Source organism: Hymenobacter guriensis (assembly GCF_015773195.1).
Classification (GTDB): domain Bacteria; phylum Bacteroidota; class Bacteroidia; order Cytophagales; family Hymenobacteraceae; genus Hymenobacter; species Hymenobacter guriensis.
In genome coordinates, this window is sequence record NZ_JADWYK010000001.1 from 179348 (window position 1) to 192636 (window position 13289).

Sequence of the window (13289 nt, forward strand, 5' to 3'; positions counted from 1 at the left end):
ACCACTTACGTGGCAAAATCGGGCCGGCAGATTCGGGGAGCATCCGGGCGCTATTCCCAGCTGATCTTCTCCTTGTTGAGGAAGGCTGCAATACCCCGGCGGCAATCCTGGGAGCCGCGGGCCTCGGCATTCATCTGGGCGGCGTAGCGCAGCCCGTCTTCCAGCGCCATTTCGGGCAGGCGGGCCAGCATTTCCTTCGTAGCCTCCATGCTCTGCGCCGAATTCTCGACGCACAGGCGGCGGGCAAAGGTGTACACCTGAGTGTGCAGCTCGTCGCGGCCCACCACAAAATTCACTAGACCGTACTCCGCGGCTTTCTGCGCCCCAATGATTTCGCCGGTGAGCAGCAGCTGCTTGGTGCGGGCCTCCCCTATTTTGCGGAGCAGAAATACACTTACAATGGCGGGCAGAAAGCCGATTTTAACTTCCGTGTAGCCAAACTTGGCTTCCGGCACGGTGAAAGCAAAGTCGCAGATGGCGGCCAGGCCGCAGCCCCCGGCCAGGGCGTGGCCCTGCACCTCCCCGATTACCACCTTTTTGAGGGTATAGATCTGGTGAAACAGCTGCATGAGGTGGGTGCTGTCGGCCAGGTTATCGGTGTAGCCAAACCCCTGCAGCTCCTGGATGTAGCTCAGGTCGGCACCGGCACAGAAAGCGGCTCCGTTGGCCCGCAGCACCACTACTTTGCAGTCTTCGTCTTCCTCGGCCGCCGTGAAGGCCAGCTTCAGCTCCGACACCATTTCGGCGCTGAGGGCGTTGCGCTTTTCGGGGCGGTTGAGGGTGATATAGCCGATGGCGTCGCGGCATTCATACTGAATGAAGCGCAGCTCCTCCAGTTCCTGGGTAGGCAGATTGTCCATGGTCGTTGTTGCTGGCGGGTAAGGGGAAAGGACAGCAGCAGTGCCGGCGTGGGGTTCCGGACTACGGTAAAATCAAACGTAACAAAAATGGTGCTATGTGCGCAAGCACCGGGCTAGCGTTGTACGCAGCTTTTCGGCCGACGGGTTTACGGGCAGGCTTTACTGCCGGGGAGCCACGACGAACGCGCCTCGCATGGTAACGTCATACGTACGGAAGCCGGCTGCCTGCAGGATTGAGTCCTGCCGGGCCACGTACCAGGATTTGCAGGAGGAATCGAACACCACCGGCGCGCCCGTACCGAAAGCAGCAGCCAGCTGCTCGGGCCACACCCGGGCGTTGCGGCGCAGCACAATCACATCCACCGGGCTAGGAGCCTGGGCGCGGGCTACCTTGCCGGCCACCAGGGCCACGCGCAGTCCCCGCCACACCAGCAGCGTGTTCTCGTTAAGGCGCCGCGTGGGTACGGGGGCTGCGGGCCAGCCCTGGTAATACAGCACCCGCCGGGCTTCGCGCTGAATGCTGCCGGGCACAATGCGGTAGGTGCGCTCGGTCTCGGAAAGCGGCAATGAATCAGCCATGACGATTTCGGCCGCCGCGCCTTCCCAGAACCCCACCACCGAGCGGCGCGGAATGCTGTAGATGATAAGCTGTTTGTCGGGGGCTAGCTGGCGGGCGGCCCACACTTTGCTGCCCGCCAGCCCGCAGGCCAGGCAAAAAGCCAGCACCAGCCACCCCAGCTGCCGGACGGCAAAGAAAACCAGCATTACCACAATCCAGGCAAAGAGCAGCCAGGTTTGTGGGGCCGACAGGTGGATTTCGGTGAGCAGCGCGCCGGGCAGCAGGTGGCCCACTCCGAAGATGTATTCGTTGAAACACCAGATCATCTTCTCGAACAGCCAGCCAACTCCCTGCGGCAGCACGTCCAGCCAGGCGGCCACGCCTGGCAGCAGTAGGCCGACGGCGGCTACTAGTCCCTTCAGCACCAGCAACCCCAGGCCCACATACACGGCCGCGCTGGAAATAGGTACGGCAATAAGGTTGGAAGCCAGAAAGCTGAGCGGAAACTGGTGGAAATAATGCAGGCTCAGGGGCAGCGTGGCCACCTGCGCAGCCAGGGAAAGCGCCGTAGCCTGCCACACTTTGTCCCAGAACCAGCCGTTGGCCCGCCAGAACTTCTGCACGGCTTTGGGATGCCAGGGCCGCTGCCGGTCAATAAACCAGCCCTGCACATCGAGCCAGCGCACGATGCGCGGCTGCAGGTACACGATGCTGAGTACGGCCAGAAACGACAGCTGAAAGCCGACATCCACCAGCAGAAACGGGTCGTAGCACAGCAGTACAAAAGCCGCCAGTGCCAGCGTATTGAACATGTTGCTCTGCCGGCCCCAAGCCCGCGCCAGGATGATGAACGTGAACATAACGGCCGCCCGCAGCACCGACGCGGACAGCCCCGTGAGCAGCGCGTAGCTCCAGATAACGGCCAAGCCCAGCGCCGCTGTGCCGAACTGAAATAGCCTACCCCGCCGGCCCGGCAGCAAGCCCAGCAGCCACGTCACGGCCGCAAACAGCAGCCCCACCTGCAGCCCCGATACCGCCATGATGTGCGTGGTGCCGGTGTTGGCGTAGGCCTGCCGCGTCTGCTGGTCCACTTCATCCTTGATGCCAAGCACCAGCGCCGAAGCCAGCGCGTATTCGCGCCTGGCGTGCACATACTGCCGGAATACCCCATCCAGTACCCGCGCCGTCTTCATACCCAAAGCCTGCCAGCGGTTGGGCACCTCCACGCCCATTTTCAGGTACTGGTCGGGGTGAATGAACTGCTGATGATATACCTGATGATATTCCAGGTAGCGGCGGTAGTCGAACTCACCCGGGTTGAGCGGGGGCTTGCTCGGGGCCGGCGCGCCCCGCACCAGCCACACGTCGCCGTACTGCGGGGCAGCCACCCCGGAGTCGCGTGGCACCGACACGCGGATACCGCCAATAGCCGCACGCCATTGCCCCGCCACCCGCACCGCCGACACGCGCACGGTGGTGGCGTAGGTGGCGGGGCGCGTCACGGTGTAATCGTCCACCACGGCGCGGTAAAACTCAATCCGGCTTCCAAAGCGCTGCAGGTGGTTGTCGGCGCGGCTTTCCGTGGCCTGCTGCGTGAGGGCCAGGCCGGCGGCGTATACCGTCAGCAAAGCCATCAGTCCCAGGGCATCCAGCAGCGCCGGTGCGGCCCGGCGGCCCAGCCAGAGCTGCAGGCCACAGTATAGGAGCATCAGACCCAGCACGGGGACAATCAGCGGCGGCAAGGTGCTACCTATATATAAGTAGGTAAGAATACCGGCAGCCAAAGCCAGCGCCAGCCGCACAAATGCATAAGGTGCCCACTGTATCATACCTCACGTCTTGAGCTGAATAATAGTATTTGCTAATGCCTGATAAGCTGTAGAAAATCAATTAATAAAGCAAGCAGCCTTACCTCATGATAACGCAAAAAGCCCCGTGCATAATGGTGCGTGGGGCTTTTTGCGGGGCTCATCGAGGCTATGGACGCTGCCAACGCATCCGGTAATGCTCGATGTCGCACTCCGTGAATTGGGGGCCGTCTTTCACGAAGCCATGCCGCTCGTAGAACCGCACGGCCGGCAGCTGCGCGTGCAGGTACACGAGAGCCTGGGGATAAGCCGCGTCCACATCACGCAGCACCTGAGCCAGCAGAGCCGCGCCGGCAGCCTGGTTGCGGTACGGCGCCAGCACGGCAAACCGCTCCAGCTTCACGCCCTTGTCGGTGGGGCGCCAGCGGGCCGCGCCGCAGGCCGTACCATCAGCTGCCCGCGCCAGGTAGTGCGTGGCGTCGGTGCGGTCGTGCTCATCCGACTCGGCCTCGCGGGGAACCTGCTGCTCCTCCACAAACACGGCCGTACGGACAGCAAAGGCCTCTTTCAGCTCCGCGGGGTTGCTGATGCGGTGGGCTTCCATAACCTGGGATTGATACGTTTGAACGGATAGAATGAAGCGGCGGCAATCTTGACGTCCGACAAGCAGCTGCAAAACTAAGCAGGCAAAGCAACTGCTGCCAAACCGGAGGTTGGACGCAATGCTTTGCCTGCTGGTTTTGTAGCCGTACGCTTAGCTCTAAACCTGCTCCTGGTTGACGGGCAGTTCCTGCATCCCGTCGTCCTCGCGGCGGGCATCGGGGTGCTTGCCGGGGTCGGTGGGCTGGGCCGGGCCGCCGGGGCGACGGTAGGGCTGGTACTCGCGCACCGGGCGGTTGGCCTGCTCCTTCTGCTGCTCCGTGTCGAACCGGTCGTAGGCCTGCACAATCTGCTTCACCAACCGGTGGCGCACCACGTCTTCGGAGTTCATTTCCACGAACCCGATGCCGTTGACGCCCCGCAGAATATCCAGCGCCTGATTCAGCCCCGACTTCTGCTTGGTGGGCAGGTCAATCTGGCTCCGGTCACCGTTCACCATCACCTTGGCCGAAGGGCCCATACGTGTCAGAAACATCTTCAGCTGCGAAGGCGTGGTGTTCTGGGCCTCATCCAGCAGCACAAAGGCGTGGTTGAGCGTGCGGCCGCGCATGTAAGCCAGCGGGGCTATTTCGATGGTTTTGTTTTCGAGGTAGAATTTGAATTTCTCGGGCGGCAGCATGTCCTCCAGCGCGTCGTAAATCGGGCGCAGGTAGGGGTCCACCTTTTCCTTCATGTCGCCGGGCAGGAAGCCGAGGCTTTCACCCGCCTCCACTACGGGCCTGGAAATGATGATTTTCTTGACCTCCTTGTTTTTGAGGGCACGTACGGCCAGGGCCACCGAAATATAGGTTTTGCCTGTACCGGCCGGCCCCAGCGCAAACACCAGGTCGTTCTTCATCACCGCATCCACCAACCGCTGCTGGTTGGCCGTGCGGGCTTTGATGACGCCGCCCTTGGCTCCGAACAGGATAACGTCGGGCGAGGCAGCAAGGCGAGCTTCCTCCCGCTCTTCGTCGGACGCGCCAATATACTGGCTCACGGTTTTGTCGTTCACCAGCCCATACTCGTGGTAATGCTCCAGGAGCGCCGAGAGGATGTCATTGATGCGCTGAATGATGGCCGTCTGGCCTTGAATTTTGATTTCGTTGCCGCGGGAAATAATCTTACTGCCCGGGAAAGCGGCAGCCAGCTGCCGAATGTTCTGGTTATCAGTTCCCAGGAAATCAACCAGGGACACATTTTCCAGCGTGATGATTTTCTCGACCAAATCGGGGAATTGTTAGCGGTGTAATAAAAAAGGAAGAACCCGGGTAAAATGCGTTGGTTAGCGGCAAAACGCCTACTTTTGCCGCCCCTACCCGGGTAAACAATAGTACGAAGAACTGCGCATTTTAGGCATGGGGCTGATTACGTTTCTGTCGGATTTCGGCTACCGCGACCATTATGTGGCGGCGGTGAAGGCGCGGATTCTGCAGCTGGCTCCCCAGCAGCCGGTCCTCGACATAACCCACGCCGTCGAACCCTTCAACATCGCGCACGCCGTACACGTTCTCGGTGCCGTGTATAATGATTTCCCGGCCGGCACGGTGCACCTTATCGGGGTGAGCGACTGGGGCCGCGGCGCGGGCAGCTGGCGCGCCGCCCGCTATCAGGGTCACTACTTTGTGGTAGCCGACAATGGCCTGCTGCCGCTGCTCACCGATGGCCACGCCGACGAGCTAGTAGAGCTGTCCACACTGGCGCCCACTGCCTCCCCTACCCGCGACGTGCTGGCCCCCGCCGCCGTGCATCTGGCCCGTGGCGGCCTTCTCTCCGACCTCGGCCAGCAGGCCATCACCCAGTACCAGCTCCTCAACCGGCAGCTGCGCCTGCAGGACCACCGCATCACCGGCCATGTCATTCATGTCGACCACTACGGCAACCTCATCACCAACATCACGCGCACGGCGGTGGAAGCCGTGGGGCACGGCCGCGCCTGCACCATCCATTTCGGCCGCGAAACGGTGCGCGAAATCCTTCCCCATTTTCAGACTGCCGACCCCGGTGAGGCGGGCTGCATCTTCAACAGTCAGGACCGGCTCTGCGTGGGCATCAACCAAGGCAACGCCTCCGAGTTGCTGGGGTTGAATTTCGATTCGCAGGTGGATGTGCGGTTTTCTGCAGGATAAGCAAGTCATAAAAACACCATTTCAACGACGTAGCAAAGGATTCTTCAGTTGTTTATTTATTATGTTAACTATAAAACGCTAGCGTAAACTTCCTTTTAACTCGACTCTTTTATGCTGATTCGGATTGTGCGCATGACTTTTCAGCCCGAACGGGTTGCTGATTTTCTGGCTCTTTTTCAGGCCTCAGAAGACTACATCCGGGCCCAGCCGGGCTGCCGGCATATGGAGCTCTGGCAGGATGCAGACACCCCGCACGTATTCTGTACCCATAGCCACTGGGATTCGAAGGAAGCCCTGGACGCCTACCGCCGCTCCGAGTTGTTTGGCCAAGTATGGCCGGCTACCAAGCGGCTTTTTTCGGTTCCGGCCCAGGCCTTTTCCGTATACCCGGCAAATCTTCCGCCTACAGTGGCCGCCGTCCACTAACCTTTACAAAGGTTGATGGTACCCTTGCTGCTGTACCTTGCTTTTTGCTAATGAATTACTTCACTTTCTATAAGCTTCCCGAAACGTTCTGGCCTGACACGGCAGCGCTTAAGCGGCAATACTACGCCTTCAGCCGGGAGTATCACCCCGATTTCCACGCTACGTCCAGCCCCGAGCAGCAGCAGAAAATTCTGCACATGGCCACGCTGAATACCAACGCCTACCGCACCCTCTCTGACCCCGACCTGCGCATGGCCTACATACTGAACAGCCATGGCTTGCTGGACGAAGGCAAACAGGAGCTTCCCGCCGACTTTCTGATGGAAGTTATGGACCTGAACGAGCAGCTGATGGAGCTCGAATTTGAGCCGGATGCCGAAACGCGGCAGCGCGTCGAAGCTGAAGTAAACGCGCTTGCCGAAACTCTGGACGCCGGAATTCAGCCGGTACTGACTGGCTATGAAATGCTTCCGGGGGATGCAAGGCCGCAGGCGCTCCAACAGATTCGCACCTATTACCTTAAAAAGCGGTATCTGTTGCGCATTCGCGAAAGTCTGGCTAAGTTTGCAGCCCGATCCTGAACAACTAACCGAGTTGTTCATCCTGCCCGGATGGCGGAACCGGTAGACGCGTCGGTCTCAAACACCGATATCGAAAGATGTGCCGGTTCGACTCCGGCTCCGGGTACTTGGAATTACTGACGGAAGGCCCTAAAACCTGCTTCGCTGTGCGCAAAAGCAGTTTTTAGGGCCTTTTTGCGTCCGGGGCTTTTTGGTTTTGCACCCATTTGCGGCCGCAATTGACCTGAACCCAACAATATGCCATAGCATGCAATTACTGTAGCGTGCCTGTTCAATAAGCCTACGTAAGACTTTATCCAAAATCAAGTCGTTACTCACTAAACCGTACTACAACGCAGAAGGCGCTTTATCAATTTACTTCTCGTTCCGCGAAAAGGAATAAGGCACGTCTGCGGGCTTCGTGCCGCGGGTCATATTGGGCTTATCGGTCATGTCGAAGTCCACCGTTCCACCCTGCATCAGGGTTTGATGGCTAAGCCAGTTGTGGGTGTAAGGCTGGCCGTTGAGGCGCACGGCCTGCACGTAGCGGTTGGCGTTGCTGTTGGCGGGTGCGTTCAGCACCACGGTTTTGCCATTGGCTAGGCGCAGGGTGGTTTTCGGGAAAAGCGGAGCACCCAGCACGTACTGGTCGGTGGCGGGGCACACGGGGTAGAAACCCAGGGCCGAGAAAACGTACCAGGCCGAGGTCTGTCCGTTGTCTTCGTCGCCGCAGTAGCCGTCGGGGGTGGGCAGGTAGAGGCGGTTGAGGGTTTCGCGCACCCAATACTGGCTTTTCCAGGGCTGCCCAGCGTAGTTGTACAGGTAGGTCATGTGCTGGATGGGCTGGTTGCCGTGGGCGTAGTTGCCCATGCCCGCAATCTGCATTTCCCGGATTTCGTGAATCACGGAACCGTAGTACGAGGCATCGAACACCGGCGCCAGGGTAAACACCGTGTCCAAGGCCGCCACAAAGGGCTTGGGGCCGCCCATGAGCGTCATCAGCCCGTTGATATCGTGGAACACCGACCACGTGTAGTGCCAGCTGTTGCCCTCGGTGAAGGCGTCGCCCCACTTAAAGGGGTTGAAGGGCGACTGAAACGTGCCATTCTGGTTGCGTCCGCGCATTAGGCGGGTTTGCTTGTCGAAGAGGTTGCGGTAGTTCTGGCTGCGCTTCTGATAGAGGGCCACCTCCTTTTTCGGCCGGCCCAGGGCCTTGCCGAGCTGAGCAATGGCAAAGTCGTCGTAGGCGTATTCCAGGGTGCGGGCCGCGCTTTCGTTGATTTTCACATCGTAGGGCACATAACCGAGCTTGTTGTAGTAGCTCACGCCGGCCCGGCCCACAGCCTCCAGCGGCCCCTGGGCGTTGGCACCCTTCAGCATGGCCTCGTAAAGCGTGTTGATATCGTAGCCCCGCACGCCTTTCAGGTAGGCATCGGCCACCACGGAGGCCGAGTTGTTGCCCACCATAATGTCGCGGTAGCCCGGGCTGGCCCACTCCGGCAGCCAGCCGCCTTCCTTGTAGGTATTCACGAGGCCGGCCTGAATCTGGCTGTTCACATCGGGGTAAAGCAAATTCAGGAAGGGAAACAAGGCCCGGAACGTGTCCCAGAAGCCGGTATCGGTGTAGAGGTAGCCGGGCAGGACCTGGCCGTTGTAGGGCGAGTAGTGCACGGGCTGACCAGCGGCATCCAGCTCGTAGAACTTGCGCGGAAACAGCAAGGAGCGGTACAGGCAGGAATAAAAGGTGCGCTGCTGGGCATCGGTGCCGCCTTCCACCTGCACCCGGCCTAGCTGCTCGTTCCAGGCGGCTTTGCCCTGCTGCTTTACCGCCTCAAAGTCGTTGGGGCCGATTTCCTGGAGGTTACGCTCGGCCTGCTCGGGGCTGATGAATGAGGAGGCCACCCGCGCCTGCACCTGCTCGCCCTTGCGGGTTCGGAAACCCACTACGGCCCCGGTGTGGTTGGCGGTGGCTTCCAGCAGTTTGCTATCCAGCACCTTGTCCTGGTAGATGGTCGTGCTGCTGAACGCGTGGTCGAACTCGATGATAAAGTAGTTCTTAAAGTTCTGGGGCACGCCGCCGCTGTTGCGGGTAGTATAGCCGATGATGCGCCGCTGCTGGGGCAGGATCTGCACGTGGGAGCCTTTGTCGAGGGCATCGAGTACCACGTAAGCGCTGTCGGTTTGGGGGAAGGTGAAGCGGAAGCGGGCGGCCCGCTCGGTGGGCGTCAGCTCGGTGGTGATGTCGTGGTCGGCCAGGTACACGCGGTAGTAGTAGGGCGTCACCTCCTCGGCCTTGTGCGAAAACCAGCTGGCCCGCTCCTCTTCCTCGAAGCGCAGCTTGCCGGTGATGGGCATGAGGGCAAACTGCCCGTAGTCGTTCATCCAGGGCGAAGGCTGGTGCGTCTGCTTGAAGCCTTTGAGCTTATCGGCCGAGTACTGGTAGGCCCAGCCGCTGCCCATTTTGCCCGTCTGCGGCAGCCAGAAGTTCATGCCCCAGGGCCGCGCAATGGCCGGGTAAGTGTTGCCATTGGAAAGGCTGGGCTTAGAGTCCGTGCCCATCAGCGGGTTCACCAGACTGGCAAAGTCAGTGGGCTGTGCCTGCGTAAAAAAAGGAAGAACTACGAGCAGTAATGCGGCGAGGTAGCGGTTCATTAGCTTCAGTCGGAGGATGCGTTGAGGCCGGGAATATAGGTAGGTGAACGGTGCAGTTTGCTTTCTTCTGCTCTGGAAAGTCAGTGAAACGTCTGCTTCGGCGTAACTTCGTGGGCGGTATGCCCGGCAGCTTACCGGCCGACGGCTGCCTTTCTCTTCTGCTTTTCCCGGCTTCCTTCCCTGGCCGTTTTGCTTGCATGAAAATTCTCCGCGTCCGCTTCTGCAACCTCAACTCCCTGCGCGGCGAACATAGCGTTGATTTCAGCCAGAGCCCACTGGTTGACGCGGGGCTGTTTGCCATTACGGGGGCCACGGGAGCGGGCAAAACCACCATCCTCGACGCTATTACGCTGGCCCTCTACGGCCAGGTGCCGCGCCACGAATCCACCGGCCCCGAGCAGGTGATGAGCCACGGCACCGGGGAAAGCTGGGCCGAAGTGGAGTTTGAAGTCAACGGCCGGGAATACCGCTCGAAATGGGGCCAGTACCGCGCCCGCAAGCGCCCCGAGGGCAAGCTGCAGGACCCGCGCATGGAACTGAGCGAGCGGAAGCAGGCCGAAGACGGCACCGAAACCTGGGAGTTTCTGGAAACCTACAAGTCGAAAGTACCCCCGCGCGTGGCCGAGCTGAGCGGCTTGGAGTACCGGCAGTTCCTGCGTTCGGTGCTCCTGGCCCAGGGCGACTTCACCCGCTTCCTGAAAGCCCCAGCCGGCGAGCGGGCCCAGCTGCTGGAGAAGATTACCGATACCCGGAAGTACTCCGACATCTCCCGCGCGGCCTTCGAGCGGGCCAAGCAGGAAACCCAGCAGGTAGAGCAGCTGCGCACCGGGCTGGCTGGCGTGGCCCTGCTTTCGGTGGAGGAAGTAGCGTTTCTGGAAGGCGAAGCCCAGGCCCTGACGCAACAGCTTACGGCCGCTACTGCCACCCAGGAGCAACTGCAGGAGGCGCGGCAGTGGCACCTGCGCCTGCGGGAGCTGGGCGAAAAGCTGCACAACGGCCGCCAGCGCCAGCAGCAGCTGGCCGCCCAGGCCGAAACTCTCGCTCCGCTCCGCCAGCGCCTGGCCCTGCACCAGCTGGCCGCCCCCTTCGCCACCGACTACGCACTGTTGCGCCGCACCGATGAGCAGCTGGCGCACCTGCAGCAGGAAGTGGCGCAACTGCAGGAGAAGTTGCCGCAGCTGGAGGAGCGCCGCACCGCCGCCCAAACCGCCCGAAACCAGGCTCAGCAAGCTTATGCGCAAGCCAGAGCTGCTCAGGAAACGCATGAACCCCGGCTGCGTGAGGCCGAGCAGCTGGACTTGCTGATGGCCGAGGCCCGGCGTCAGTTGTTGCAGGGGAAGGCAGAGTACGAAGAGAAAAACGAGCAGTGCAAGCGCCTGAAAGCGGCGGCTGAGGTGGCCGGCAAACGAGCCGGCACTTTACAGGACCAGGTCAGGGACACCGAAAAGTGGCTGCTGCTGAATGCCGTAGTAAGTGAGTTGGCTGCCGATCTGCCCGAGCTTTCGGCCAACCTGCAGCAATGGGCCGGCTTGAAGTCTGCCCTCGGCCAGCTAAGTCAGCGCCTGCACGAAGCCCGGCAGCGCCAGCAGCAGGCCGCCGCCGAAGCCGCCACCCAGCAAAAAGCGGCCGAGGCAGCTCGCCAACAGCTGTTGGCGCATACCGTCCGTTTTGAGGAGGCCAGCCAGGTCCGCGACACCTGGCTGCTGCGCCTGCGCTACCACGTGGGCAGCTTGCATCAGGAGCAGGAGCGCCAGCAGCAGCACTGGGACGACCTGCGGCGCAGCCTGCAAATGCAGCAGCTTATCCTGTCGCACTCCGATACGCGCCTGCTGCTGGAAGCGGGCCAGCCCTGCCCGGTGTGCGGAGCCACGGAGCATCCGTACGTGGCCGGCGTGCTGGGCGTGAGCGAAGACGCATTTCAGCGCGACCGGCAGCGAGAAGAAACACTCAGCCAACAGGTAAGGGCGCTGGGCGCGCGTTTCAACCGGCTAAATACCTACGTAACCATGCTGGAGCAGACGGGCCCCGAACCTACTGCCGCCTCCGCCGGCACCATTCAGCTGCTGCCCGAAACTGCTGAGAAAAGCGCCGCCGAAGAAGTAAAGGCCCTGGTACAGACCCTGCGCACCCTACGCGACCAGCTCACCACCGCCGACCAGCACGTGCAGCAGGCCCTGATGCAGCAGGAAGCGGCGGCCCGCCAGCACCTGGCCTACGCCGAGGAAGCCAGCAAGCTGGCCCGGGAGCTGGCCGATGCCGAAGATCAGGTACAACCCGTTCGGGCTACTATTCAAAGCCAGGCTCAGTACTTTCGTTTGCCGTTCACCAACGAAAACGGACAGGCCCTGATGGAGCTGGCGCGCCAGCGCATCGCGGAGTTTGATCAGAAAATGAAGCAGCTCAGCGAAGCCAAACAGGAACTGGGCGGCGTGAGCGTGGAAGCGGCCAAAACTGAAGCCGACCAGCAGGAGCTGCAGATCTGGCTCAAAATCCGCAAGCAAGGTCTCGTGAATCAGCACAACGCCATCCAACTGCAGCAGCAACAGCGCCAGGAGCTGCTGCCCGATGCCGATGTGGCCCGAGCGCGGCAGCAGCTGGAAGCAGCCGTGCGCACCGCTGAGCAGTTGCTACGTCAGACCGAGCAGCAGCTTCAGCAGCACGAAACCGCCCGCACGGTGGCGGCCAGCACGCTGCAGCAGCGCCAGCAGGAAACCCAGCAGCAGCAGGATGCCCGGCAGCAGCAGCACACGGCGCTGGTAGCCAGCCTCGCCGCCGCTGGCCTCACCCCCGACCCGGCCGCTCTGCCGGCTTTGCTGCTGCCCGAAGCAGAAGCGGGGATGCTGCAAAGCCAACTGCGCCGCCACGAGCAGGACGTGGCCCTGGCAGAGCAAACCATCCGGGAAGCCACTGAGCTGCTGGGCAAGGAAGAAATTCGCGCCCTCACCCCGGAGCCAATGGAGGTTATTGAACACCAGCTGACCAGCGGCAACCAGCAGCTGGCACAGCTCAATCAGCAGCTGGGCCAGCGACAGGAGCGGCTGAGCGCGCACCAGGCCGGGCAGGAGCGGCACGCGGCACTGGCAGCGGCGCTGGAAAAGCAGCAGCAGGAAGCTCGCCGCTGGCGGCAGCTGGCCGAAGTCATTGGCTCGGCCGACGGCAAGAAGTTCAGCGAGTTTGCCCAGGGCCTCACCCTGGCCCGCCTCGTAGATCTGGCCAACCGCCACCTGCACCGCTTCACCGACCGGTACCGCATTCTGCGCAACCCCGAGCAGCACCTCGACCTGCTCATTCAGGACGAATACCAGGGCGGAGCCGTGCGCTCCATGAATTCCCTGTCGGGCGGGGAAAGTTTCCTGGTGAGTCTGGCGCTGGCCTTGGGCCTTTCGGAGCTGGCGGGCCGCAAAACCCAGATTGACACGCTCTTCATCGACGAAGGCTTCGGCACCCTCGACCCCGACACGCTGGATGTGGCCCTCTCAGCGCTGGAAATGCTGCAGGGCACCGGCAAAACCATCGGCATCATTTCCCACGTGGAAGCCCTGAAGGAGCGCGTGACCACCCAGATCAACGTGCGGAAAGGCGCGGGTGGCGTCAGCTCCCTGCAGGTGCTGGGGTTTGGGGAGGAAATGTAGCGGCCCTGGTAGAAATAGCTGTTA

9 protein-coding genes and 1 tRNA gene are annotated in these 13289 nt (G+C 61.5%); 5 read left to right on the plus strand and 5 right to left on the minus strand.

Annotation, left to right across the window (positions count from 1 at the left end):
• Nucleotides 1–50: 50 nt before the first annotated feature.
• The 4 genes from I5L79_RS00755 to I5L79_RS00770 form a co-directional block, all read right to left on the minus strand.
• On the minus strand, nt 51–860 hold the full coding sequence (locus I5L79_RS00755; protein ID WP_196953106.1) for an enoyl-CoA hydratase/isomerase family protein: 810 nt from the start codon (nt 858–860) through the stop codon (nt 51–53).
• Between the two features lie 159 nt (nt 861–1019).
• The gene (locus tag I5L79_RS00760) at nt 1020–3248 is read right to left on the minus strand and encodes a ComEC/Rec2 family competence protein (protein WP_196953107.1); all 2229 of its coding nucleotides are present in this window, start codon (nt 3246–3248) and stop codon (nt 1020–1022) included.
• Nucleotides 3249–3396: 148 nt separating this feature from the next.
• Complete coding sequence (locus I5L79_RS00765) at nt 3397–3831, minus strand: GNAT family N-acetyltransferase (protein ID WP_196953108.1); 435 nt, start codon at nt 3829–3831, stop codon at nt 3397–3399.
• A 156-nt stretch (nt 3832–3987) separates the two neighbouring features.
• Nucleotides 3988–5094, minus strand: a complete 1107-nt coding sequence (locus tag I5L79_RS00770) for a PhoH family protein (protein WP_231402641.1) — start codon at nt 5092–5094, stop codon at nt 3988–3990.
• Between the two features lie 130 nt (nt 5095–5224).
• On the opposite strand from I5L79_RS00770, the gene I5L79_RS00775 reads away from it, so the two are divergent.
• The 4 genes from I5L79_RS00775 to I5L79_RS00790 all read left to right on the plus strand — a co-directional run bounded on the left by I5L79_RS00775 (nt 5225) and on the right by I5L79_RS00790 (nt 7108).
• Nucleotides 5225–5995 (plus strand): SAM hydrolase/SAM-dependent halogenase family protein, encoded by a 771-nt coding sequence (locus I5L79_RS00775; protein WP_196953109.1) that lies wholly within the window; start codon nt 5225–5227, stop codon nt 5993–5995.
• A gap of 111 nt (nt 5996–6106) precedes the next feature.
• The gene (locus I5L79_RS00780; protein ID WP_196953110.1) at nt 6107–6421 is read left to right on the plus strand and encodes a putative quinol monooxygenase; all 315 of its coding nucleotides are present in this window, start codon (nt 6107–6109) and stop codon (nt 6419–6421) included.
• A 50-nt stretch (nt 6422–6471) separates the two neighbouring features.
• Nucleotides 6472–7002, plus strand: a complete 531-nt coding sequence (gene hscB, locus I5L79_RS00785; protein WP_196953111.1) for a Fe-S protein assembly co-chaperone HscB — start codon at nt 6472–6474, stop codon at nt 7000–7002.
• 24 nt (nt 7003–7026) lie between these two features.
• Nucleotides 7027–7108: transfer RNA gene (locus tag I5L79_RS00790), tRNA-Leu, on the plus strand.
• 248 nt (nt 7109–7356) lie between these two features.
• Here the strand turns inward: I5L79_RS00790 and I5L79_RS00795 are convergent.
• Entirely contained in the window at nt 7357–9633 is a 2277-nt protein-coding gene (locus I5L79_RS00795) for a GH92 family glycosyl hydrolase (RefSeq protein ID WP_196953112.1), read from the minus strand.
• 197 nt (nt 9634–9830) lie between these two features.
• On the opposite strand from I5L79_RS00795, the gene I5L79_RS00800 reads away from it, so the two are divergent.
• Nucleotides 9831–13265: an AAA family ATPase gene (locus I5L79_RS00800; RefSeq protein ID WP_196953113.1), complete on the plus strand. Its 3435-nt coding sequence runs from the start codon at nt 9831–9833 to the stop codon at nt 13263–13265.
• Nucleotides 13266–13289 lie beyond the last annotated feature (24 nt).

Excerpts from the sequence above, each read along its gene's own strand:
- I5L79_RS00760 (WP_196953107.1), bottom strand. The coding sequence starts at position 3,248 with ATGATACAGTGGGCACCTTATGCATTTGTGCGGCTGGCGCTGGCTTTG.
- I5L79_RS00780 (WP_196953110.1), top strand. The coding sequence starts at position 6,107 with ATGCTGATTCGGATTGTGCGCATGACTTTTCAGCCCGAACGGGTTGCT.
- I5L79_RS00765 (WP_196953108.1), bottom strand. The coding sequence starts at position 3,831 with ATGGAAGCCCACCGCATCAGCAACCCCGCGGAGCTGAAAGAGGCCTTT.
- hscB (WP_196953111.1), top strand. The coding sequence starts at position 6,472 with ATGAATTACTTCACTTTCTATAAGCTTCCCGAAACGTTCTGGCCTGAC.
- I5L79_RS00755 (WP_196953106.1), bottom strand. The coding sequence starts at position 860 with ATGGACAATCTGCCTACCCAGGAACTGGAGGAGCTGCGCTTCATTCAG.
- I5L79_RS00795 (WP_196953112.1), bottom strand. The coding sequence starts at position 9,633 with ATGAACCGCTACCTCGCCGCATTACTGCTCGTAGTTCTTCCTTTTTTT.
- I5L79_RS00775 (WP_196953109.1), top strand. The coding sequence starts at position 5,225 with ATGGGGCTGATTACGTTTCTGTCGGATTTCGGCTACCGCGACCATTAT.
- I5L79_RS00800 (WP_196953113.1), top strand. The coding sequence starts at position 9,831 with ATGAAAATTCTCCGCGTCCGCTTCTGCAACCTCAACTCCCTGCGCGGC.